The 26,218-nt window shown below is 32.4% G+C and carries 15 protein-coding genes; 13 read left to right on the top strand and 2 right to left on the bottom strand.

From position 1 onward, the window contains the following. The first annotated feature begins 15 nt into the window (after positions 1–15). From V1500_RS11960 to V1500_RS11950, 3 genes are all read left to right on the top strand, one after another. Entirely contained in the window at positions 16–876 is an 861-nt protein-coding gene (locus V1500_RS11960) for a hypothetical protein (protein WP_409305732.1), read from the top strand. A gap of 2 nt (positions 877–878) precedes the next feature. Further along, complete coding sequence (locus V1500_RS11955; protein ID WP_409305731.1) at positions 879–2,513, top strand: AAA family ATPase; 1,635 nt, start codon at positions 879–881, stop codon at positions 2,511–2,513. Positions 2,514–2,770: 257 nt separating this feature from the next. Further along, a complete protein-coding gene (locus V1500_RS11950) occupies positions 2,771–2,953 on the top strand; it encodes a hypothetical protein (RefSeq protein WP_409305730.1) in 183 nt (60 codons plus the stop codon). Between the two features lie 294 nt (positions 2,954–3,247). On the opposite strand, the gene V1500_RS11945 is transcribed toward V1500_RS11950, so the two are convergent. Further along, positions 3,248–3,631, bottom strand: a complete 384-nt coding sequence (locus tag V1500_RS11945) for a hypothetical protein (RefSeq protein ID WP_409305729.1) — start codon at positions 3,629–3,631, stop codon at positions 3,248–3,250. 308 nt (positions 3,632–3,939) lie between these two features. Between V1500_RS11945 and V1500_RS11940 the strand changes: the two genes are divergently transcribed. The 5 genes from V1500_RS11940 (at position 3,940) to V1500_RS11920 (ending at position 15,899) form a co-directional block, all read left to right on the top strand. Then, on the top strand, positions 3,940–8,757 hold the full coding sequence (locus V1500_RS11940) for an AAA domain-containing protein (RefSeq protein ID WP_409305728.1): 4,818 nt from the start codon (positions 3,940–3,942) through the stop codon (positions 8,755–8,757). Between the two features lie 427 nt (positions 8,758–9,184). Then, positions 9,185–10,027: a hypothetical protein gene (locus V1500_RS11935; protein WP_409305727.1), complete on the top strand. Its 843-nt coding sequence runs from the start codon at positions 9,185–9,187 to the stop codon at positions 10,025–10,027. Between the two features lie 435 nt (positions 10,028–10,462). Then, positions 10,463–11,278 carry a hypothetical protein gene (locus V1500_RS11930; RefSeq protein WP_409305726.1) on the top strand — a complete coding sequence of 272 codons (816 nt, stop codon included), beginning with the start codon at positions 10,463–10,465 and terminating at the stop codon, positions 11,276–11,278. After that, positions 11,271–13,790, top strand: a complete 2,520-nt coding sequence (locus tag V1500_RS11925; protein WP_409305725.1) for an SEC-C metal-binding domain-containing protein — start codon at positions 11,271–11,273, stop codon at positions 13,788–13,790. The genes V1500_RS11930 and V1500_RS11925 overlap by 8 nt, the downstream gene beginning before the upstream one ends. Before the next feature lie 54 nt (positions 13,791–13,844). Next, entirely contained in the window at positions 13,845–15,899 is a 2,055-nt protein-coding gene (locus V1500_RS11920; RefSeq protein ID WP_409305724.1) for a cold shock domain-containing protein, read from the top strand. A gap of 300 nt (positions 15,900–16,199) precedes the next feature. Here the strand turns inward: V1500_RS11920 and V1500_RS11915 are convergent, their stop codons facing one another. Next, positions 16,200–16,910: a hypothetical protein gene (locus tag V1500_RS11915; RefSeq protein WP_409305723.1), complete on the bottom strand. Its 711-nt coding sequence runs from the start codon at positions 16,908–16,910 to the stop codon at positions 16,200–16,202. Positions 16,911–17,137: 227 nt separating this feature from the next. Here V1500_RS11915 and V1500_RS11910 point away from each other — a divergent pair, with 227 nt between their 5' ends. The 5 genes from V1500_RS11910 (at position 17,138) to pglX (ending at position 26,136) form a co-directional block, all read left to right on the top strand. Further along, entirely contained in the window at positions 17,138–17,719 is a 582-nt protein-coding gene (locus V1500_RS11910; RefSeq protein WP_409305722.1) for a recombinase family protein, read from the top strand. 151 nt (positions 17,720–17,870) lie between these two features. Next, complete coding sequence (locus tag V1500_RS11905; RefSeq protein WP_409305721.1) at positions 17,871–18,467, top strand: BrxA family protein; 597 nt, start codon at positions 17,871–17,873, stop codon at positions 18,465–18,467. Positions 18,468–18,469: 2 nt separating this feature from the next. Continuing rightward, positions 18,470–19,012: a BREX protein BrxB domain-containing protein gene (locus tag V1500_RS11900; protein ID WP_409305720.1), complete on the top strand. Its 543-nt coding sequence runs from the start codon at positions 18,470–18,472 to the stop codon at positions 19,010–19,012. Between the two features lie 12 nt (positions 19,013–19,024). Further along, a complete protein-coding gene (gene brxC, locus V1500_RS11895; protein ID WP_409305719.1) occupies positions 19,025–22,603 on the top strand; it encodes a BREX system P-loop protein BrxC in 3,579 nt (1,192 codons plus the stop codon). 47 nt (positions 22,604–22,650) lie between these two features. Continuing rightward, positions 22,651–26,136, top strand: coding sequence for a BREX-1 system adenine-specific DNA-methyltransferase PglX (pglX, locus tag V1500_RS11890; protein ID WP_409305718.1), 3,486 nt, complete (start codon positions 22,651–22,653; stop codon positions 26,134–26,136). The last annotated feature ends 82 nt before the right edge of the window (positions 26,137–26,218 follow it).

The raw sequence follows: 26,218 nt of genomic DNA, 5'->3' as shown, positions 1-26,218 counted from the left end.
TACGAGGTGGAAAAAATGGTAAAAACGATTAAATTTAATCTAATATTAGATGGAATTAATGTAAGAGATTTAGAAGTATTAAAAAACAACTTTAATATTGATGATATTTTAGAATACTACCATTCAGGTTTATTACATAAATGGTTTTCGGTTAGAGGAATGGATTCCTACGTTGAAAAACTTACAGAAGTTCAAGAGGAAAATGATTTAGGTATCATTAAGAAAATTATAGAAATATTAAATATAAAAATTAATCCAACAGAAGTTGAAGAGGCTATTTATAGTATTAAGTATCAAAAAGAACAGCAAGAAATTTTAGATATGTATAAGGAATCTAATTTCACTATAAATCAAATAATTGATGATTATCATCAAGGCTACAGCAAATTAGTAAATCAGCTTTTAGATCAAAAAGAGGATATTGCTTTTATTAAGGCCACTATTAAAGAAATCATCCAAAATTATGAAGGCTTATTTAGATTGAATACCCGTCATTTTTATGAATATTTCATTGAAAAAGCTCCAATTGTTATATTTGCTGTATTACTTAATGATCAAGCAAGAAAAGTTTTCTTAAACCATAAATATGTGAAAGAGGTAATTTCCAAGATTGCATTTGACGCTAAAATACTAGAACAGTTAGGAGAACATCTAAAAATATTTAAGGGACAAACAGAAGGATATTGGAAAGACCTAGAACCAAATGGCAAAAAATTCATGGTTATCAGTTTAGTGAACGGCAATTTTGTTAGAAGTATCGGAAATGTTGGTGAACAGTTATCTAGTAATGATGTGAATGGACAGTTTGTTATTTTAAATGGATTAAATTATATGAGTAATAATTCTACCCATGAATTAAAATACATGGAGGTATAGTGATGAAAAACAAACCTCTTGATATTTTAGCATCTTATGTAGATGCATTGAGACCAATTATTTATATTAACCATTTTGATTTTAAAGCCGTAGACGACCTGCTCATTCAATTAAATGATGACACTCAATCTATTAAATATTTTGAGTATAATAATGCCAAAGGATACATAGACTTCTTTTCTAAAAGCAAAAAAAGTGAATATACTTTAGACCAATTTTTGGCTTATCTTGAGGATAGTGAGAATATCCACGGATTTATTGTATTAAAGGATATAGATGCTCATTTAAAGGACCCTAAGATAATTGCCTATTTAAAAGCAATATCCCATAGAAGTATGTATCAAGATGATATTAAACTTACAATTTTTATTGTTTCAGCATCCTTGAACATCCCTAATGAATTGGAGCCTTATATTACAATCTTTGATATGCCTAACCCACAAATAAGTGAAATTGAAGATATTATAAAAGATTTTGCCTTTAATCAAGGAACTGTAGTAGAAAATGACGTTGTAGATTCTCTTGCTGTTTCATTTAAAGGTCTAAGTACATTTGAAATCATCCAAATTTTGAATTTAGCTTATCTAAATGGTGGAATTATTGATGAAGATGATAAGAATCTAGTGCTACGGGAAAAAGAGCAAATAATAAAAAAATCTGGGATGATAGAGATTGTCAATTTTAAAGAAACTCTTCAAGATATTGGCGGGCTAGATAACTTAAAAACTTGGTTAGAACAAAAATCAGTTATTTTTAAGCAATTAGATAAAGCACTGAAATTTGGTGTAGATATTCCAAAAGGAACTCTAATTGTTGGTATGCCGGGATGCGGGAAAAGTTTGACTGCAAAAGCAACTGCAAAACTTTTTGAAGTACCTTTACTGCGTTTAGATGTAGGTAAATTATTAGGTAAATACATGGGTGAAAGCGAAGAAAACATGAGAAAAGCTCTTAAAGTTGCAGAAGCAGTTAGTCCTTGTGTTTTGTGGGTTGATGAAATCGAAAAGGCTTTCGCTGGAATTGGGGGCAATGATGGTCATGAAGTAACTACTAGATTATTCGGTTACTTTTTGACATGGATGCAAGAAAAAGAGAGTACGGTATTTGTTGTTGCAACCGCAAATGACATTTCTAAATTACCTGCAGAATTTTTAAGAAAAGGGCGTTTTGATGAATTGTTTTATGTTGATTTTCCAGATGGAGAAGAACGGAAGAAAATTTTTGAGATACATTTAAAGAAAAGAAATAAGTGGAATTCAAAAATAGACACTATTCAATTATTAAAGCAAACGGAAGGATTTACAGGAGCAGATATTGAAGCCATTGTTAAGGATGTAATAGAAAAAGCATTTATTCAGGGAAATCAAGAACTTACTACAGAAGACTTAATTGAGGTTATAAAACAAACTAAATCATTATCCCAAACATTAAAAGATAAAATCGAGCAAATGAAAAGGGCTATTGAAAAAATTGACATTAAACCAGCAAGTAGAACAAAAGAATTTGTCATTGAAAGTAATCTGAAAAAAAGCAAGGAAGTTAATAGTAATAATAAAGATCAAACAAATACAATCAATGATGGTTTTAAAAAAACTCCCTCTAGAAATAAATTCTTTTCATTTGTATCTGGTTCTTAATATCTTTAGAGTAGGCTGGATTGAAGAGCTTACTCTTTTTTTTGTTTAACTTATTGCTTTCCCCAATGTCAGAATCGGTGCTAAAATCCCAACGGTGAGGTTTAATAACAAAGTCCCTTAAAATGGTTAATTTCCCCTCATACCCCATAGCCTGAATTTCTTCAAAAGAATTTAAAATATTTAATGACTAATGTAAAATGGAATACTTTCAACCTTCCATTTTTTGAATAAATAAATGAATTGTGGGAGGCGGTTAAATGGAAAAATGTATGGCTAAATTTAGGAAATTTATACAGGTCATCCCAGCAGCACTATATACAGTTTCCTTAATTACTGGCATCTTAGCGGAACAAAAACTAAATAGGGAACGAACTAACATAAAAAATGATATTATTGATCTATTCAAAGAGTTAATTAAGGAATTTACATTGGAAAATTAGCGTAGAAACTTATTTTCCAGTAGTAGACGCAGATGAAAATCTACATCAGAAATCTAGCTAATAAATAGGAAAACACAAAAGGAAGGGGAAATTATTCGAGATTTGCAGACTGAAGAGCTTGAATTATAAAGGATAAATTGTGTTTCAAGAAGTTTATTCCATTTTAGTTGAGGATGTAAATTACAGGACTCGTGTGCCATATATAAAATAAGAGTGCGAAATCACGCGTTTTCGCACTCCTGCACATTACGGAAGACATTCAAATAGTGTATTACTAAAGATAAGTACAATTCTTTACTCTACAAACGATTTATAATCAGTGTATGAGATCTGCACAACAAAATATGTACCCCATTCTTCATCTTCCCCAGTTAAAGGTTGGACTTCGTACTCAGAGATCCCTGCAAACATCTCACCTAGAACAATATCCCCATTATTATAAGGTTCGTCTGCATAAAAACCACTACTCCCTAAAATTCCGACTTCGTCATCAGATAATGAACTATCGTCGAAGTTTAATAATACTTTTAAACTATTATTGAAATCTTCTGCTTCAACAGAAATTGATATCTCTTTATCTATACAGTCAGAAATCATTTTTCTTGCCACTTCTTTAACTTGATTAAATGTTACGTAAAATGAAATATAAGCAGGTTCCAACTGTTTTATGAAAGACATACTGTTATCTCCTTTTAAAAAAAAAACAAATCTGTAAAATATAGGCAATCCTTTTACTCTCAACTCCACATTTACATGCTGATTTTTTCAATAATATATTTTAGTTTCACATATTTACTGTAGTATTTTTTATTGTAGCAACCCGTTAGACCTCACCCTTATTTAAGAAATTTGATTTCACCCTTCTTGTTTTCCTACTATATTCCGACGGCTTTTTTTTGTCAATTTCCTAAAAATACGATTGTTCAATACTTTTTAGAAGTCTAAAATAAAAATTAAGGTTAGTTGTAAAAAAAGAGGTGTATCAATTGGAAAAATACCCATTGAAATTAAAAGCTAAAAATTTCTTTGAGTACCTTTTAGCTTTAAACAATTTAAAGGCAAATGTGATCCGCGATTTTTCAGAGTTTGAACGCTACTGGATGCTTGATGAATTTGAAGATTTAGAAGGGTGTTTTGTTTTAGATGAATGCCATGAAGAAGAAAACCTGCTAGAGATACATAGGCCGCATATTTCTGAAAAAGAAAAACTACCTCCTGAACCAGATGGAATCTTTAAAAAATGGCTCAACTTCGATTATCGCAATGAGAATAAAACGCCAAGTGTAATCAAGGAACAAAAAACAAAATTGGAAAACGATGAAGAAGTAATTGAGAAATTCGCCGATGATTTAGAACGAGAATCGGATTATTTGAAATGGAGATCAATATGGACTGAGTGGGCAGAGCATTTACGCGAAAAGAAACGGGTTCTAAAGATTTACGAGACTTTTTTTGAATTGATTTCCCGTTTTGAAAAAGAAGGTGAGTCTCTTGAATTTATATATGGGCAAGGACTACTCTATTGGAAGCATCCATCGGTTGGTTCTATTCGCCTACCTTTACTCACAGTTAAAAATGAATTGCATTTAGATCCAGACAAAGGCATCATATCGGTCAAACAGGTCAATTCAGACATTCGTTTTGAACGTGACGCGTTTTCAGGAATTCAAATACCAAATATTCAGCAAATCAATGCCTTAATTGAAAATGTTCAATCACAAAAAATTACAGATGATTTAACAGATTTTTTTAATCGCTTTATTCGTCTTTTAAATGCCAACGGAGCATTTGAAACCGATTCTACTTCGACAATACCAAAAGAATTTCCAATCATATATGACCGTTCTATCTTTATATTAAGGAATAAAAATATCAGAGTACTTCGTGATGACTTGGAGAGCATTTTGTCAGAGATTTCTTTAGGAAGAATGGATCTCCCGGATACTATTCGCTCAATTTTAGGGGAAGGTGGAAGCAATTCCGAAGAAAACGGCAATAAAAAGTACGCAGGCAACAATCGTTTTTCTTCAAACAACTTATACTTTCCATTGCCATCTAATGAGCAGCAAAAGGAAATTATCAATCGCATTGAACGTCATTACGGAGTCACTGTCCAAGGGCCACCCGGTACAGGTAAAACGCACACTATCGCAAACCTTGTTTCGCACTTTCTTGCAGAAGGAAAACGGATATTAATTACTAGTCAAAAAGAAAATCCTTTAAAAGTACTTAAAAATAAAATACCAAAAGAAATTAGGGATTTGTGTGTTCCAGTACTTGGAGGAGGCCGTGAATCTCTGCAAGAAATTGAAACTTCCATCCGGGTTATTGGAGAAAAGTTAGGAGAACTGGATCCCACACGGCTTTCAATAGACATACAAAGAGATAAAGAAGAACTTGATAAAAGCAAAAGAGCCGAGGCTCAGTTGAAAAACCAATTGAAAATATGCTCGGAGAAAGAAGGAACCGAGCTTCAATACAAGGGTCAGCGTCTTTTCAAATACGACGTGGCTAAACAATTGGCTGAATCTAATATAAGTTACAAATGGATTCAGGATTCTGTTTCGATGGATGTCACCTTTCCATTTGATGCTATTGAGTTCCAAGAACTTTGGAATTTGAAAGGACCACTGGATAATTCCAGTTTATTACTCAAGGATGTGACTCTCCCTGTTGTAAATGTTCATCTTCAAGACGAAGATAGTTTTAAGTCGCTTGTCAATACTGGTGTGGAACTACTCAAATACGATGAAAAAGGTCAAAATATCATTGAGTCTTATCACCTTCCTAAAAATATGGAAGCGATTCAAAGTCTTCTTACCGATCTTAAAGCAATTTCAAGTATCGCACCGGTAATAAAACAGACTTCTCTCCAACTGGTGGTCGAAGACTGTAAATATAGAGGACCAAGGGAGCAGCGTTGGCATGATTTTATTGGAAAAATGGAAGCATTGAATGAGAAACTGTTACCGCTTTACAATCAATTAATTACGCATGAAATCAGCTTACCAGAAAAAGATATCCTCACATTAAAAGAGGAGATAAAAATTGTTAAAGAAAGACTACAGAACGGCAAAAAGCCTAATTTCCTATTCTATATGGGCAAAGGAAAGCAAACAAAATATCTTTTTGAATCTCCGATTTTAAATGGCAGCCCTTTAAAAACTATAGATGACATTAATCCCATAGAGATGCATCTGCAGTATGAGGAAATGAAAAGAGAAGCTGCAAGGGTATTTAGCCGGAACATGGAAGAAATCGGTCAACCCGGACTCCAGCACTCAGAAAAAAGATTTCCTCATCTTCTAGCAGAACGACTTAACGAAATAAAACTTATTATAGAAGTAATTGATAAGATTAAAGCTGTTCAGGATAAATATAAGGAATATAAATTGGAGCATGTTGATCTATATTCTTCTGAAGCAGAGGAGCTTCTTATTAAAGAATTAGAATTGGCAATTAAACATTTACAATATCGAGATTGGCACAAAAATTTCGACCAATCTCTTGTAAAGCTGCAGGCATCTTCCCAAGATAAAGGGCAACATGCTATCCTGAAAGATTTTGCTGTTGCTTTTGAGCAAAAAGATGGTTCAAAATGGGCAGATCTATTACGATCCTTGCAATTCCTTAATGAGACGAAGAGAAATGTTGATCGTTTTTATAGTCTTCTCGGAAAAGGAAAAAGTACCTTGCCGCTAACATGCAAAATGCTGGAGCTATCCGTCGGAGTCGATCAGGATTTTCCTGCAGATTACTTAGAAGCCTTTGAGTTGCGTAAACTGCAGACATGGCTGGATGAAACGAAAGATATCAACAGTACAGAGTTAAGAAAACAAATAGACGATGAGCAAAAGTATCAGCTGAAGCTAATCAATAATATTATCAGCAACTCTACATGGAAGAGCCAAGCGGAAAGAATAACGGATTCACAAAAAAGGGCGTTATCCGCTTGGAAAACATACATTAAAAAGTTTGGCAAAGGAACAGGAAAGTACGCTCAAATTCATCTTCAGGATGCAAGAAAAGAAATGAAAACTGCACAAGGAGCTATTCCGGTTTGGATTATGCCAATCAATCAAGTGATGGAAAACTTTCCAATCACAAATGAAAAATTTGATGTTATTATCTTTGATGAAAGCAGTCAATGTGATTTATTTTCCATTAATATACTCTTACGTGGTAAAAAAGTGATTGTAGTTGGTGATGATGAACAGATAAGTCCTCAATCAATTGGAACAAACCAAGAAGATGTTTATGAACTTGTCCGGCGCCATCTTATGGAAATACCAAACGCAAATTTGTTCGATGGGAATATTTCAATGTACGAAATTGCAGAGCAAACTTTTCCGAAGGAAGGTAAGCTAATGCTTCGGGAACATTTCCGCTGTGTGCCGGAGATCATCCAGTTTTCAAACGATTTAAGCTACGGTGGGGAAATGATTCCACTTCGATTACCTTTGGAAAAAGAAAAAATTGAACCTCCAGTAATGGCTATTAAAGTGAAAGACGGATATAACGACGAGCGAGAAAAAGATATTAATTCGGCTGAAGTTGATGCCATTGTAACGGATATGCTAGAAATGATTGACAACCCAATCTACAATGAGCAAACTTTCGGCGTTATTACCCTGCAAGGCCATAAACAGCATAAACTACTGGAAACAAGAATTCGGGAAAAAATTGGTGATAAGGAATTTGTGGACCGTAAAATTATTTGCGGAAACCCATACACTTTACAAGGAGATGAGAGAGATATAATATTCCTCTCAATGGTTATAGCTCCAAATAGGAACTTCCGAGCAATGACTAAGACTGATGAAAAGCAGCGATTTAATGTTGCAGCAAGTCGTGCGAGAAATCAAATGCGTCTATATCATTCAGTTGATTTAAAGGAAATGAATGTAGATGATTTGCGTTATCGATTCCTTAGTTATTGTAAAAACCCTACACGAATTAATGAAGAGGTCGCTGATTTAGAGGACAAATGCGATTCACCATTTGAGGTTGATGTACTGCGAATGATTCTTGAAAAGGGTTATAAAGTCACTCCGCAGGTTCAAGTAGGCCGGTACAGAATAGATCTGGTAATAGAAGGTCTTCGTGACCGATTGGCAGTAGAGTGTGACGGAGAAAAGTGGCACGGGCCTGAAAAATTTGAAGAAGACTTAATGCGGCAGGAATCCTTAGAGCGTGCTGGTTGGAAGTTCTGGAGAATCCGAGGGAGAGAATTTTATTTTGACAGAATGAAAGCTATGCAGGGTCTCTGGGATTTGTTAGATAAGATTGGAATTGAAAGAACATGGAGTGGTCAACCAGCTCGCAATGTTATTTCCAATAGTGCAATTTCTATTGCAAATAAAACTTCTTTGAAGCCTGCCGCTAAAGTTCAAGACCTACCTATGTTAAAGGAAAGTGGCACAGAAGACGTTAGTGCCAAAATTAATGTACGTACAACTCCCAAAGGAGTTAGAACAAAAGCATCAATTGAACAATTACATTTTTTTGATCCTAATTTCGAAGGGTACAATGACCAGATTAATTTATTTGACTTTGAGGAAAATGAAACATACACAGATAAACAAACCTACTTGAACCATAGTTCCTTCGGGTTGGTTGACTATTTGGTATCACAAGGCTATGAAGTCATCGATCAGCGTGACAAAGGAGGAAATCTCTGGGTAATTGGAGATGAAAACTTACAGTCAGAATTGAACCTTCTTAGAAGCAGAAATATCAAGTTTTCTTATTCACCAAATGGCAGCAGAACAACGAAAAAAAGGGCAGCATGGTATTACAAATAAAATTAAATTATTTACAAATATTCAAGTTCGAAAACTGCAAATACTGTTCCATAAAACAAAGCTTCAAGAGTGCGAATTACTATATCGCACTCTTATTTATTTATTCCTCTTGGTCTTTATATCATGGAAATCGCGAAAGGAAATATAATCGTTTTTACTAATTTTTTATCTGAGTCCATTTTGTTTATATAACTAGCATTTCATCCAAATAAAAAGGATTTCTCTTTAAGTTTATTGTCTATCTCTGCTTTTAATATTCTTCCGATTTTAATTGAATATGTGCTAACCATACTAAAAATATTCAGTGTGATTACATATCATGGGCTACGCTAAGATAATTGTATTTAAAAATAAAATTGACTAAACTCAAATACTTAATAAATTTACCGATATTTATTATGTTAGAAGGTAATGTAAAGAGGTGTTGTTGAAGATGATAGTCATTAGAGTAAAAGAAGAGGTCCTTGTTATCGTAATAAAGTTAATTAAAAAGCATTTTTCTCGTCTTGTTCGTTCTTATTATAATGAAGAGGAATACCAAACTTGTAAAAATAACATTGACAGTATGTACAAGAAAATAAAAGATGTGATAAATAATAAATTTGATTGGTCAACGGACTTAACACTATTTTCAAAAGCAAATGAGTTATTAGATGATTTAAAAAATGTAAAATGTATTTATGAATCATTCATTAAGTATAACAAAACACCAAATAACCTTGATAAATATAAAGTTGAAGTTACTTTAAGTATTTATCTAGCTAAAAAACTAGAAAAGTTCTTAGAGATAGAAATTGCTTTTCAAATGTTGTTTAATAAAAAATCCTATAAAGAATTAAATCATGTTTTAAGCTTCCAAAAAGAGTTAAAAAATTCAATTGAATCTTTTACAGATGATACGATTTTAGTTGCAATTAAGGCGGATGAATATAAGAGTTGGGAGCTTTTATTAGAAGAATATAACTCAAATAAGGCCAATCAGGAACATTCGAATAAAATAAATGAGGATGAAAACTCTAAATTTGAATCGCATTTTTCCGATGAATCTGATCTACACAAACTAGGATATAAAATTACAGGTTTATCAAGATATCAAAGATGGGATATTTTGAAAAACAAAGCTATTCCACAATTAGGGTTAGATCGTACAGTACTAATTATTACAGGGTTAATTGAAACAAGGAAATTACAACAAGACGGAGAAATTAAGTATGCCAATGCCATTAATGAATGGAATTACGACTTATCTAGATTGGCAGATTATTATTAAGATAAAATATTTGTCATTTATAAGAAACACTATTGTATCTAAAATTATCTGCCATAACTCCAATTCTTATATCTTCTTCTCTTATAGTTAAATATACTCTGATTTTAATTGAAGTATTATAAGAAAGGAAGTAGAGAATCTAGAAATGGAACAGGAGTCAAAAAGACTTAGCGAATTACAAAACTATATTCTTGATAGGAAGATAGCTTGTTCATATTTTTGAATAGGCTTTTTTTATTTCAGTGATTTATGGTAGTCGTTAAAGATAATAGCAATTTGTACCGATAAAATAGGAAAAGATACCCACATAGGACAAGATACAAAATTAACATACTGACAATCTGGATGTTAGTGTATTATTTGCAATTTGAGGTGTGAAGGATGGACTTGTCACTTATTTATTCGATAATGAAATTGACATGGGATAAAAAACATTTGAAGGATTTAATTGAAAAAAGCTTAGAAACAGATTTGATAGGTAAATACAATAAACTTATAGAGTTCGATTTAACATATTCAACAGAAACTTACGTAGAACAATTAATTAATTTATTCAGTAATGACAAAAAAAATGCTATTGAGCTATTGGAATACCTACTACCTTGGTTTCATCAAAACTATTCACATATCGAAAAGGGGAAGGCTATAAAAGTTGACCATAATAACTATGATACCTCTGTTGCATGGTTCTACAACATCATAACTGGAAATGCACATAATAATAAAAACTTCTTTAATGAAGTTCAACTTTGTACTATTCCGGAAAATGAGTATTTGTCGCTATTGGAATCACATGAAAGAATGGAAAGGGAAATTTCTTTACTTCAGCTGTCCAAAGCACAAGAAAATCAAACAAGAACTGAGCTGCAAAGAATTAGACAAGAATGGAGTAAAGTGGAAAAAATATTGGAATCTGACATTAGTTTACAAAAACGGTTAACTATTGTAAATAAAAGTATTGTTATTTTTATTGGTGATGGAAAACAAAATGAGCAAGAACAAAAAGCAAAAGAGTACTATCAATTAAAAAATCTGCGAGTATTCTCTTCTTTAGAAAATTTCAATAACAAATTCAGTCAGGAAGCGGTAGATTATATAGTTTTTTCCACATCGCAATCAAAACATTCTGTTTATTACCAAGTTAAAAGTCAATACAGAGAAAAGCTTTTTCATACTACTAAAATGAACATAGACTTAATACTTGATGATTTGACTAACATGCTTATAGAGGGAGAAAAAGAAAATGTTTAATGTTGAAAAGCTATTTGAAAAGATAAATGCTTATAAAAGTTTGCAAGAGAATTTAAAAGGACAAGAGAAATTTAAAAAAGGATTACTATATTCTAAAATATCGTCTAAAGAAAGTGAACTACTCAAATTTTCACCTTATTTGTTTGTGGCAGCAACTAATCTCCACAAAAAAGATGAGAATCTTAAAGAATTATATAATCAGAAAAAAGAAGTTTTTTATAACTTTATTCTAACGGAACTTTCAAATATTATGTCAGAAACTGACCGACTTTCTGATATTGGCACAACAAAAAACTTACAAAATCTGATATCAAATCAAGTAGCTTCTTATTATATTGGACGTTTTAGAAGCATTATGTCCAGAGAAATCAGCTTCTTACCATTGAATCTAAGAATGTTTTTATATTATGAATTATTTTTAATGGAAAAAGATGAAGTAACAAGGCTTCATTTTCTCGAAAGATTAAATGTAACCCTCTTTAAGTTGTATAAGGTTGAAATTGGGCAGATGGTACTTGTTTATTATTGGCTTCTAAGAATTGAAAGGGAGGGATTTGAGGAAGAAAAAAAGGAGGAATTTACAAAGGATTTTTCATTCCTAAATAAAGCAAAAGAAACGAGAGTAGCAATCTTAAAAGAGAGAGGATTTGATGAAAACCGGTTTTTAGATGAATTTTCTCACAGCTTGATTTCCTTTACAGACTTATCAAATATCCATGACTTTGAAGCTGCTAAGCGTCTTCTCCCTTTATGGAAAGAATATTATAAGGATATGCCAAAGATTGATATATATTTTAATAACCTGCAAAGCTTTTTGTTAACTCAAGATCGTAGTAAATTAGCAGATGTTCCACTTGAAGTTTTTAAAGAGCATAAACTTAAATATTTTGTAGATTCCTCTAATAATTTGTTATCCGAGGAAAGCACGGAATCTTATGAAAGACAAATAAAAATCATTGTACAAAGATCAAAGGATGAAGAAGAAAAACAATTTCTTCTCAATCTTGCTAGTGGTATACCAAGTAAGAATCAACCATGTCCTTGTGGTAGTGGAGAAAAATTTAAAAAGTGTTGTATAGGAAAAGTTGACTTTTCATTTCGGTTAAATTCGACTCCTGAAGAACAAAGTATGTTTGTGGAATTATACCAGCAGGCTAAACGGGGCGACCTTAGTTCCCGGTTTTCTTTATTTAATTTATTTAATAACGGTATTATCGTTGAAAAAAATATAAAAAAGGCAGAGGAATGGTTAATTTTATCAGCAGAAGGAGGTTTTACAGCGGCAGAACATACTATTGGGATTTGCTATAAAAATGATAAGTCAGGGTTCGCTGTTGATTATGAAAAATCAATTTATTGGTTAAGCCGTGCTGCAGATAAAGGCGATACATCATCTCAAAGTCTTCTAGGAATTATGTATAGAGAAGGACAAGGAGTCGAAAAAGATTACAAAAAAGCCTTTGAATTATTCGAAAAATCAGGAGATGCAGATGCATTAGCAAATATAGCATACATGTATCAAATGGGACAGGGTGTAGAAGAAAATCAAGAAAAGGCAATTGAATTTTATGAGAAAGCAGCTGAGCAAAAAAATATTTATGCTTTATATAACTTAGGGTCTATTTATTTTCACGGTAAAGGAGCAGATGCAAATCTAGATAAAGCACAAAAGTATTTTCAAATTGCTGCTGACCTTGGAGATGATCAGTCTGTTAGTGCATTACGTGCCATAGTATGGGAAAAAGAAAAGAGTAATAAGAAAAAGGTTGAAAAACAAAATGCGAAAAACAATAAGGCAGAGATAAGACCCGATCCTATGTTAAATATTTTAAATAAATATTTAGAGTTAACCGATACAGAGGGGTTAACACTTGAAACAATGAATGATACCCAAATTGATTATATAAAATTCATGGCTGATACAGATAATAACGGTAATTGTCAAATAGTTCTTTCACTTTTATATAGATTTGGAATTAATGTGGAAAAGGACTTAAATAAAGCATTCGCCTATATGGAGAAAGCTGCAATGCAAGAAATCGCTTCTGCGCAATATATATTAGGAACTATGTATTTTGAAGGTGTAGGAGTGAAAAAAAATGGTGACAAGGCCTTTAAATATTTCTCATTAGCTACTGATAATGGAGATACAGACGGAAAGATAAGCTTAGCAGATTGTTTAATTAGAGGGATAGGAACAAAAAGAGATCCTAGAAGGGCTTTTAATATTTTAGTCAAGGAAGCGGAAAAGGATAATATGAATGCACAAAGCCTTTTAGGATCTCTTTACGCTACTGGGACTGGGTGTACAACAAATTATAAAGAAGCAGTTAAATGGTTTAATATTGCTGCTGAGAAAGGAAATTCAGAAGCGCAATTTAATTTAGGACTATCCTATATTAACGAGCGAGGTGTACCTGAAAATCAACGATTAGCGTTAAAATGGTGGCGAGCAGCAGCAAAACAAGGTAATACAGGAGCAATTCAAGCACTTTCCATGTTTTATAGTTAATAACAATCAGACTGAATGTTGTACCTAGATAATTTTGTAAGGGAATGGCTTTAGATGAGAGAAATAGGAAAAATAAAGTGGTTTGGCGGGGAAAATTCATTAGGTAAAAAATTGCAGTATGGTTTTATTTCAAGACAACAATCTACAGATTTATATCTTCATAAAAATCAATTACTTTGTGACTTAAAAAGTATTTACGAAGGGGTAGCAGTAACTTTTGAAATAGGTAGTCATAAAGGTAAAGAAGAAGCACAAAATGTAACATTGCTAAGTTTAGAAGAAGATATAGATACACTTTATAAATTATCGCTGCATCCATTAAATTGGGTATGGGAATATTCAATGCCGCAGTATATAAAAAAAATAGATAATCAAGAAATACTACCTTTTATCATTAAAAGACTTCAAACTTTAACGGATTCAAAAGACAGAGATATCGTTTTAAATTATTTAAACGATAAGATGTTTCTAAATCATTATAAAAACCTTAAACAGTATGTATCTCTTGAGCAAGCAAAGTTGAGATGTATTAATTTTTATAAGACACAAGATAGTCCTTTAATACCTCAAGTGAAAGAAAAGTTTATTCAATCCATAAAAGAAACGGGATTGAACAATTGGGAAGAAATCCCTTTAAAAGTTTATAAGAACAATCCGGAAATTTTGAATGCTCTATCAAACAGGGAACAAACATACATTCCAATCTTAGTCAAATTAATAGAAAATTATCCAGAACTTGAGAAGAATTTATTAGAAGAGTTACAAAGAGTATTGACGAAATATAGCTTTATTTCAGATTTTATGTGGCGTTTAGTACCGGAACATTTGTTGAAAAAAGAGCCGCTTTGGTTACATGCACCAAAAAACGTAAAGCTTCCATTACTTGATTCAATACAAATTACAGAAGAGAATATAAATCTATTAAAGAAGTGGCTGTCAGAGGAACAAAGCTTTAATTCTAAAAGGTACTTTGTTGAGAGCATCCCAGAAATTTATCAAAAGCAAAAACCGTTTATAGCTTATCTACCGCCTAAGAGCCAAGTTGACTTGCTTTGGAATGAATTCTTAGAGTCTCCATTACATGTCTGGAGAATATTTACTAAATATGCAAGAGTTTTATCCTTATACCGAGTAGCAAAGGAAGGTAAAACTCTGGATTTTGACAGTTTAATTAAAATGGGCGAGTCGGAGAAGGAATTACAGATTAAAGCTTTACTATTATTGCTATGGGGAAAACATCAAGACGAAAATAAAAAGATTAAAGTATTTAATACGGCTCACGACTATATTCAAAAGGATATTTTATCCCAAGCTATTAACACTACTGGCCCAATCAATATTTTAAGGTTATTGCCTAGTTGTTATCAAGCGGTTGTAACATATTGCGAGGGAAAGCCTTGGTTAACACAAGAACAAGTTAGTAATGGCATTAAAAAAGGGGATAGAGCTTATTGTCCAAGGACAAGAGGATCTTGTTCAACAGTCGAGTGTAACCACTATACAATTCATGATTTTTCTTTTGGTTATAGAAATTCAACCAAACAACAGATAACAAATGATTGGACAATAAATAGAAAGAATAGTGCTCAAATTTATTCTGATTTACAGAACAACTGGGAGGATTGGTCGTTACTTGAGTACCTTAATTATTGTCAAATAACACCAGTTATTACAGGTTTAAAGCAACCTCATCAATATGTCAATCGCTTAGCAGGATGGATAAATCGAATAAATGAAATTCGAGCAAGACTAAAGTGTACTACTTGTAATCAAATTATGAAAAATAATTTTGAATATTCCAAGAATCTCGCTGCGTATAGTATGACAATTGCTTCATGCACCTATGGATTTCATCATGATCAGAATGTCTATTTAAACCATTGTTGGGGATGTAATTCTTTAATTGACAGCCGTGAAAGTAAAATACAAAAAGATGGATTCTATCTTTGTATTACATGTGGCAGTGGACCACGAGAAAGTAATTCTTACAGGCATGGAGATATTTGTCCTAAATGTGGTAATAACTGTATGAACAAAAGTAGTAAAGATAATCGTTCTTTTATTTGTGGGAAATGTAATCATTCAATAAAAATACCCACTAGATTTTAAATCGTATTTAAAGAAGTAGAGTGCGAAATTTACCATTATCGCACTCTCTTTTTATTTATGTCTAGTTAGTCGTAATCTTTTTTGATTGATGATTGTCTCTGTAAAATTTCATTTCCTTTACGATATAGAATGACTAAAATGCATACAACACCTGTATTATAAGATCTTTTGTTAATGATTAATAATTCGAATTTACGACAATTTTTTTGGACTAATAACAGTTGATTTCTATTTTATGTATGAAACAAGATAAAGAGACACAAGGACTAGTATATAGAACATATTTTATCTATTAGCTCTCTACTGTAGGACAAATTGATGAGTAGATAAGATTTTTACACTATCTTTCCGCATTGTATGTCGATGAGAAGGCACAGCTGTTTTCCCATACACATACCGTTCTTTCTCTGTTTCATTTAACGGTGTATCATCTTTAATTCCTTTTTGAAAATTGAAGGGGGTATTTTCTTCGAAACTAACCATAAGGTCGTAATGATACCGTGCATACGGACTTTCTGAGCTAGCCTTTGCTAACTTCTTGGCACTGATAAGATACAGATGATCTACAACTATTGGGTGTGTCCGGATAATTTCTTTTAATAGAATTGTATCCTGCTCTGTTAATGTTACTTCAAGTTCAAAAATAGGTGAGAGATGAAAGCTCATTGGCAGCTTTTCAGGATTTTTGGTTGTTTCTATTGATCCAGCATATTTAGCTTGTAAGAGATCTTCTACTAATACTTTGGCTCTTTGCTCGCAACAATGCTTGAATTGCATCTTAGACCCACATAAGCAGAATCCACTGGAAGTTAGACAATCAAACAAAGTGTATGTAACTGGATATTCGTCAAAATCCCGAAGTCCGTTCTCCAAAACATAATCATAATGATCCTTCTCTCCCTCTTCTTTTAGTTTTCTTAGAGGTTCTTCCGTGATGTTTTTCAACATCTTTAAATATTGATTTTCGGTCATAGTGTTTCCTTTGCTGCTTCTATTGTTTTTTCTGTTCACTTTTCCGTCCCCCTTCTTATTTAAACGTCATAATTTACCTAAAAATTGTATGTCCGTTTTTCACATTATATAACGGATGATAAAAAGAAGATTAATATATTTAGATTGGTCATAACTTCAAAGTATTGAACATGTTATGTTAGTACAGTAAAATGGGGTTATCAAGCTTAATCAATACTTATGTTCATAAGTGCATCTCGCAAATAGGCGAAAAGAGGTGATTTTCCTTGAAGTATGGTTATGCAAGGGTGAGTACGATTCATCAAGATTTACAAGTTCAACTCCAGCAGTTGAAGAAAGAGAAGTGTAACAAAATATTTTCAGAAAAATATATGGGGATAAATAAAAAGAGACCTGAATTCCGGAAATTGATAGACATTTTACAAGAAGGAGATACGTTGGTTGTTACGAAGCTAGATCGTTTTGCCAGAAGTACACAGGATGCTCTAGAAATCATTAAAGATTTATTTAATAGGAATATTAAAGTTCATGTACTAAATATGGGCATTATTGAAAATACACCAACCGGTCGTCTAATTTTTACGATTTTTTCAGCCTTTGCTGAGTTTGAAAGAGATATGATTGTAGAACGAACCCAAGAAGGAAAAATGTTGGCCAAGCAGAATCCTGATTTCCGAGAGGGAAGGCCAAAAAAATACTCAAAGCAGCAAATTAATCATGCCTTATCTTTACTAGAAAAACATTCGTATAAGCAAATTGAAGATATGACAGGTATTTCAGTATCTACGCTTGTACGAGCTAACAAGAAAAAACGGGCAGAGAAAATTATAGAAAAGGAACTTATATAAAGTACCATTGTACAGGAGTAAACAAATTTAATATAAAAAAGTTGAGAAGTGAGAACTTCCGCTTAATTTGCTTATAAAATAATAAGTCAATTCATAAAAAATGGAATTTATTGATACGTTTTCATAGTGATTTTGAAACGAGGGATTTTTAATGGAATATTCAGCTGGTTTTACGAGCGAAGGATGGTTCCAAAAGGAAATTGAATATGTTTTAGAACAACTTCACAAAGGTTTTAGCCGCATAGAAATTAGAAGTAAAGTAATTGAGGATAATGTTTTTTTGTTAAGAAGTGAGTCGGCTATTAGTAAAAGGTTTCAAATGGTTTATCGCAGAGCAAAGACATTATATCCAACATTATCTAAATACTATTTCAATGGCACCAATTCTGATCAAAAAGTGCTATTATTATATAGCTTTCTTACATGTTATCGATTTGCCTACGAAAATTTCTATGAATTGATTGTTTATCGATATCAACATAAGAATGGAACTTTACAGGTTTCAGATATGAATTTTTACATGGAAGAAAAGGAACAACAATCAGAGAAAATCGCAAATTGGCATATAGCTACAAAAAAGAAAATCAACAGTACTCTTCTATTATTTTACAGAGAAAGTAGTATGATTGAATTAGTAGAAAAGGAGTACAAAGTCTCTCCTTTACATGTGAGTCAAGCTCTTAAACAGTATGCTGAAGAACAGGACGTTTTGTTAAAGGCATTAATAACATTAAAGGCAGGTGGTTAAGAGTGACCATATATAAACGATTAGAACAATTGGAAGAACGTATAAATGAAGAAGGGTTTACGACACCAAAAGGGATTGGCAGTGAAATTCCACATTTTGTTTTTGATTATCCGGCTGAAGATGAATTAACAGTACGTATATATGTTGAAGGATTATTAAAGCGGACAACATTAAATATAAAAGAAATCAATCTTTTTGAATTTCTTATTAGCTTGTTTGAAGATGATTTAGAAGAATTAATCGTTATTGCTGAAGAAGAAGGCTATGTGGAACTATCTCAAGCTATTCAAACTGTTTTAGAAGATCAAGATTTGTTGGTGAACGCATTCATTGAAAAAGCGGATACCGTGGAATTGATTTTTATAACAGGTGTAGGAACAGTACATCCATTTATTCGCTCCAGTCATTTACTTAAAAAACTATCTAACCATGCATTTAGAACACCGCTTATATTATTTTATCCGGGGTATTTTTCAGGAGTAGATTTACGTCTATTTAACAAATTTCGACATGAAGATGAATACCAAATTACAAGGATTTCATAAGGAGTAGGAACAATGATTATTCAAGAGATTTTTGAGAAGAAAATTGACCGACCGATCAATGGTGTTGTACAAGCAGGTCAAATTGATGAAGATACAATTCAAACCGAGTTAGTAGAATACGTTGTGACAGCAGAAATTTTAGATAGCTTAAAAGGATTTTATAAAAATTATGAGAAGGCGTATTCAACACCGACGAAAAATGTGGGTGTGTGGATTTCTGGTTTCTTCGGTTCCGGTAAATCACATTTCCTTAAAATTTTATCTTACTTATTGGATGGTAAGAAAGTCGGAAAAAAAACGCCATTTGAATACTTTAAAGATAAAGTTTCTGATACCGCACTTTTAGATACAATGTCTCGAATAGAATCAAAACCCTCAGATGCATTGTTATTTAATGTTGGTTCTGAAGCAGGAGCCAGTGCAGCACGTGGTACGAAAGAAAGTATTATCGAAATCATCTTACGTATTTTTAATGAACATTTAGGTTATTCCAATACGCTATGGGTAGCGGATTTCGAACGACAACTAGCTAGTGACCAAAAATATGATGCTTTTTGTTCGAAAATTGAAGAGTTGCATAACGAAAAATGGCAAGATTTCCGTACTAAATTCCGCTTGAGATATGCAAAAATTATTGCTGCACTTTGTGAAATTGGCTATGAAAAAGAAACGGCGGATTTCCTAGTAAAATCAGCACAGAAGGAATTTTCGATTTCAGCTGTTCAGTTAGGTGAGCTTGTTGCACAATATTGTAAATCTAAAGGCTCCGATTATCGCTTAATCTTTTTAATTGATGAAGTTGGTCAATACATCGGTACAGATAATAACCTTATGCTTGATTTACAAAACGCTGTAGAAGAAATTGGTGCTGCTGCAATGGGACAAGCATGGATTGCAGTTACTTCTCAGGAAAAGATTAAAGACGTTTCTAATATGAATTCAGCCAATACAAAAGATTTTTCGAAAATTCAAGGAAGATTTGAAACACGGATTAATTTATCGAGTTCAGATACAGACGAAGTTTTAAAACGCCGATTATTAGAAAAGACAGAAACGGCTTCGAAAACATTAGAGTCCATTTTTGAACCAAATGAGCAACTAATTCGTAATCGTCTTTCTTTTGATAAAGATAGAACACAATATCGCTCAGGCTATCGTTCAACAAATGAATTTGTTGAAACATATCCATTTGTACCTTATCAAGTGGATTTATTGCAAGCTGTTTTAGAGAAAATTGGTATACATGGTGAAGGAAGTTCTTACGCTTCTAGAGGGGAACGTTCATTATTAAAAGCTTTCCAAGAAGCAGCGATCTATAATGGCCACGTAGAGTTAGGTAATCTAGTAACAATGGCGGAGTTTTATACAACAATTCGTCAACATTTAGAATCAGCTATCGTTCAGACAATTTCGAGAGCTGAAAACCGAGCAAAAAATTCGGAAGGTCTTGTTGAATATGATGTTGATGTATTAAAAGTATTGTATTTGATTAAAGGAATAGACCACATTAAAGCAACACCAAATAATATTTCAACACTGTTATTAGAAAGTATTCAGACTGAGAAAAATGAACTTTTGATTAAAGAATCGTTAAACCGGCTGGAGCAAACGATGTTTATTGAAAAGCACGCAGATGGTACGTATTCATTTTTATCAGATGAAGAGCAAGAAATAAATAAAGAAATTCGTAATGTTGATGTTAATGCTATCAAGATAAAAGAAAGATTGGGTGATACATTTTTTGAGAAAATGTATCCAAATGCTAAATATAACTATCAAAAGGTAATGCTATTTGATTACAATAAACGCTTTGATAATTATTCAAAAACGAATATGAAGTATCCGTTAACGATGCAAGTCATTACGGGTGGGTTAACTATTACAGAAGCTGCTTTACAGGCAATAGAAGGACAAATGGTTATTTATTTAAATGAGGAATTAATTGCAGAAGCAGAAGAAGCCATTCGTATTTCTGAACAAATACGTCGTTATGTGAATTTAAAACGTAATCCAAGTACAACGCAGGCACAGCATCGTATTTATGATGCGAAAATGGACAGTATTGGTGAATACGAGGTAAAGGCAGAAGAATTATTACGAAAAGCTTGTGAAGAAGCAATATTCTTCATTCAAATGCAGGAGCGTATCTTCCGAGGTAATTTTGAAAAGCAAGTTTCGGATGCTTTTGATATGTTAATCCAAAATACTTATAAGTATTTAGAATACATTGATGAACCAATTCAAATGAAAACTTTCAAAGAACAATGGAGAAACCTAGCTGAGAAAGGTATTACAAATGATTTACTAGGTGAAACAGGTAATGTAAAAGCTTATAATGAAGTATTACGCCATTTAGATGAACTCATTCGTATGCATCAGAAACCATCGTTAAAGGAATTTATTGATAAATATAATCAGATCCCTTATGGCTGGAGTGACTACGATTCAATTGGCATTGTCCTAGCATTAATGCAATCCGGTAAAGTAAAGTTAATGATTGCAGATGAACACTTCACACAAACGACTTCACCTCAATTTTATGATAAACTTGCTCGAACAACAGAGCGAGATAAAATCCGTGTGATTCCTGAAATTGAAGTAGATCCAAAAGTGCGCCGTGAATTCACTGGATTATATAAGGATTTATTTGGACGAATGGATATTGGAGATTCTTATCAAGAGTTGGCGAATGCAATTCAAACTGCAATAGGGAAGTATTTTATTGATCCATTAAACGAGATCGATGACCGTCGAAAGAAAGCTTTATCTTCTGAATTTGCATATCCTGAAGGGACAAAAATTAATTCTCTAAAAATCGATATACTTCGAGTAACACAAATTAGAGAACCAGAACAACTTGTAAAGGCATTTATTGATGCCGAAGATGATTTATACGATTGGCAAGAAACGATTGAACAATTAACTGGTTTCTATTTAAAAGCGCCGATTGAACGTTTTGATGAGGCAGTAGCGTTTTTAAATCAAGTACAAAATGATTTACGTTACACTCAATCAGAAAAGGTAAACCTGCTAAAGAAAAAAATAACCGACATTTTAACAAAAGCATCACCATATAGTGAAATTCCGCAATTACCTAGCTTAATTGAAAAGCTCGATCAAGCAATTCAAGAAGAAGTAACAGAGCAAAAACAAGGTCTTGCAAGTCAAATTACACAATTAGAGAAAAAGATAGATGATTTAAAAGATTATTATTCAAATAATGAAATCATTACTGAACTAATAAATGATAGAATGCAGAACTTCAAAATGTTGCAACAAGAAATTCTTAATAGTAATAGCTTAATAACGAATCAAATGAATTTGACGAAACTGCGTACAGTAACAGAAACAATTCAAGAAGAAGCAAAACGTAAAGAAAAAGAATTATTACAATTAAAACCACCAACACCAGACCCGTCTGTCACGGTTGTACGTGAAAAAGGAACAAAAGTTATTTCTTCAAGAGAATTTAAAAGCATGATTTCACATACAAGCATCGAAACACAATCTGACTTAGATGCTGTATTAGAAGAGTTACGAACTCAGTTATTAAAAGAACTAAAAGAAAATACATTAAAAATTGAATTGTAGGCATTGGAAGGGGCTTTTTCTTCCATTGTTGTTATGAGGTGGAAAAAGTGAATAAAACGGAATTGAAAAATTTTGCCATTCAATCACGTCGTCAATTAATCGATCAAGTAAAAACAAAGGCACTAATGTACGGTATTGATGAAAAGAATGATTTAGAAATTCAAGAACAATTTGGGCAAATAATGATTAATGATAAGCCATATCCCCTTTATATGAAACCAGCATTCAACTCATTAAAGAATCAGCTTAAACAAAAAGGTTATAAGCAGTTAGTTGAAGAGGTTTCTTATACATGGTTTAACCGTATTATTGCCATTCGTTATATGGAAGTACATGATTACTTACCTGAAAAAGTAAATGTTTTGTCAAGTAGTGTTGGACGAGTAGATCCTGATATTTTATTTGAATATGAAACAATGGATTTACCAATAAAACAAGAAGAAATTCGTGAATTATTAGATGCAGGTGATATAGAAGGTGCATATCGCAAGTTATTTATTGCACAATGTAATACATTAAATAGTATTTTGCCATTCCTATTTGAACAAATTCAAGGTTATACGGAGCTTTTACTGCCAGAATTTTTACTTGATGCAGAATCAGTCATTAAGGTACTTGTTCAAAATGATGAATTAACCAATAGTTTTGATGAAATTGAAGTGATTGGTTGGTTGTATCAATATTACATCGCAGAAGAAAAGGGACGAGTATTTGCGCAAAAAAGCAAATATAAAAAAGAAGAAATTCCATTTGCAACACAACTCTTTACACCAAAGTGGATCGTGCAGTATATGGTACAGAACTCACTTGGTCGCTATTGGACTGAGGCACATAGAGAAGATGAAGATTTAATCAGTAATTGGGAATACTTCATTAAGCATGAAGAAGAGGATTTCCATGAGAAAATTGCTCCATATGTGAATAAAGAATTAAGAGTAGAGGATATTAAACTACTTGATCCTGCAATGGGAAGTGGACATATTTTAGTTTATGCATTTGAATTATTCCATCAGATTTATGAAAAGTGTGGATATCCAGAACGTGACATTCCACGATTAATCATAGAAAACAATTTATATGGATTAGATATTGATGACCGCGCATATCAATTAGCAGCATTTGCAGTCGTCATGAAAGCTGCTACCTATTCCCGTCGATTCTTGCGTAGTGTTGAAAGGGAAGGGATTCAGCTGAATTTAGCTTCAATTCGAGAAACCAATCATATCTCAGATAGCGTCATAGCGTATATTGCTCAGGAAGAAAAGGGTGATCGATATAACCAAGTAAAAGCCTTCTTTAATCAATATGAAAATGCGAAAATTTATGGTTCTTTAATCAATATTACAGTACGGGATATTACATTTATCAAGAAACGTCTTGAACATATTCAAAATCATCCTGCAGAAGATTTATTCTATGGGGAGCAGCATGATATCGCAAAAGAAGTATTGCCTGCTTTAGTTCAGCAAACGAAAATCATGCGAAATGAATATGATGTATTGGTAATGAATCCACCATATATGGGTTCAGGTAGTATGAGTAAAGAATTAGGGGACTTTCTAAAGAAATATTATCCTGATTCTAAAGCAGATTTATTTGCTGTATTTATGGAAGTAGATTTTTATTTAAAATCCAATGGATTTTATGCAGCAATTAATCAACATTCATGGATGTTTTTATCGAGTTTTGAAAAATTAAGAGAGAAAATTATACTCACTAAATTTATCGATACTATGTTACATCTAGGTCCGAGAGCTTTTGAAGAAATAGGCGGAGAAGTTGTTCAAACAACAACTTTTGTTTTACGAACTCCATTAATAAGAAACACAAATGGTATTTATCAAAGATTAGTAGATCAGAAAATTGCAGAAAATAAAAAATTACATGCTCTAAAAGCTGTAAATAGTTCATCGGTTCCTTATCGATATACATTCAATCAAGATAATTTTAAGAATATACCAAGTAGTCCTATTGTATATTGGCTGAGTACTAAGATAATGAACACATTCAAAAATAATCTAATAAGTAATATAGCATTTTCAGATGGACAAATTCTAACCGGAAATAATGATAAATATTTAAGGTTTTTATGGGAAGTAGAGGCTCCAAAAATATCTCCTAAATCTGATTGGGTTTTACACGCTAAAGGCGGCGAATTTAGAAGATGGTATGGAAATATCGATAAAGTAGTAAGTTGGAAAAAGGAGTCTATAAATCATTATAAAAAAGATAAAATTTCTCGATTTCCCAAAGATAATATTTTGTTTAGAAATGGAGTGACATGGTCATTAGTATCTACCAACCCAAATTTTGGGGTAAGGTTTCTTGACTGTAACTTAACCTTTAATAAAGCTGCTGCAACAATATTATTTAATGACGATAGTAAAATTAAGTATGTTTTAGGGTTTTTGAACACAAAAGTAGCACAAACATTACTACGTGCATTAAATCCAACTCTTAATAATAATATAAAAGATGTTTTAAATATGCCCTATATAGAAGAAAGTCGATATTTTTTGAATGTAGAAGAAATAGTTAATAAGAATATTACAATATCCAAATCTAATTGGGATTCTTTTGAAACATCATGGGATTATAAGAAGCATCCTTTATTGAATGAACTAGCAATTACTCTTGAAGATGCGTTTGAAAAGTGGTCACAATTTACTGAATCACAATTTTATCAACTGAAATCCAATGAGGAAGAACTAAACCGTATTTTCATTGATGTTTACAGTTTACAAGATGAGTTAATACCTGATGTCGATGATAAAGATATTTCAATTCATAAAGCTGATATATTAAGGGAAACAAAAAGCTTCTTATCTTACTTTATAGGGTGTTTGGTTGGTAGATATAACCTAGATTCGGAAGGGTTAGCTTATGCAGGTGGGAAATGGGATGAAGGTGTTTATAAATCATTCATACCAAACAAAAACGGTATAGTCCAATTTACTGAATTAGCCTATTTCGAAAACGATATCATCCTTCGTTTACGTGAATTTCTTTCTGTTGCATTCTCTCAAGAAACAGTTGATGAAAATATTCATTGGTTAGCAGAAGCTCTTGAGATTAAAAAAGGTGAAGATGCGGAGACACGTTTGCGTCGTTATTTCTTGGATGAGTTTTTTGCAGATCATTGTAAGATATATCAAAAGTGTCCATTTTATTGGTTGGTGGATTCTGGTAGACAAAAGGGATTACGTACGATGATTTATATGCATCGTTATCAGCAAGATACGATGGCTACGATTCGTTTTGAGCAATTGCAAGAAATTCAAGCCAAGTATCAAAATGAAATTACTGATTTAGATAATCGTTTAGTGAATCCAAACTTATCAGCAAGTGAGAAGAAAAAGCTAACAGCAGAAAAAACTTCTTTTGAAAAGAAAATGGATGAGCTAAGAGAGTTTGATAAACGTTTATCTGAAATAGCTAACGAAGAGATTGAAATTGATCTAGACTATGGTGTAAATGTGAACTATGAGAAGTTCTATCGTGGTGGTAAAGGTGTATTAGCGAAGATTAAATAAATAATCAGGGCCTTCTTACATTGCAAGGAGGCTTGTTTCTTATTAAGGTATAATAAAATATATTAGCAAATATTCATAATGA

Origin of the sequence: Peribacillus sedimenti (genome assembly GCF_046237635.1) — a bacterium.
In the GTDB taxonomy this organism is placed as follows: Bacteria; Bacillota; Bacilli; order Bacillales; family DSM-1321; genus Peribacillus; species Peribacillus sedimenti.
Note: the sequence above shows the minus strand (reverse complement) of the source record. Positions and strands in the feature narration are given on the sequence as shown.

Bases quoted from the DNA above. Each gene is read 5' to 3' on its own strand.
- V1500_RS11925 (WP_409305725.1), top strand. From the start codon at position 11,271: ATGTTTAATGTTGAAAAGCTATTTGAAAAGATAAATGCTTATAAAAGT.
- V1500_RS11905 (WP_409305721.1), top strand. From the start codon at position 17,871: ATGGAATATTCAGCTGGTTTTACGAGCGAAGGATGGTTCCAAAAGGAA.
- brxC (WP_409305719.1), top strand. From the start codon at position 19,025: ATGATTATTCAAGAGATTTTTGAGAAGAAAATTGACCGACCGATCAAT.
- V1500_RS11955 (WP_409305731.1), top strand. From the start codon at position 879: ATGAAAAACAAACCTCTTGATATTTTAGCATCTTATGTAGATGCATTG.
- V1500_RS11920 (WP_409305724.1), top strand. From the start codon at position 13,845: ATGAGAGAAATAGGAAAAATAAAGTGGTTTGGCGGGGAAAATTCATTA.
- V1500_RS11945 (WP_409305729.1), bottom strand. From the start codon at position 3,631: ATGTCTTTCATAAAACAGTTGGAACCTGCTTATATTTCATTTTACGTA.
- V1500_RS11950 (WP_409305730.1), top strand. From the start codon at position 2,771: ATGGAAAAATGTATGGCTAAATTTAGGAAATTTATACAGGTCATCCCA.
- V1500_RS11960 (WP_409305732.1), top strand. From the start codon at position 16: ATGGTAAAAACGATTAAATTTAATCTAATATTAGATGGAATTAATGTA.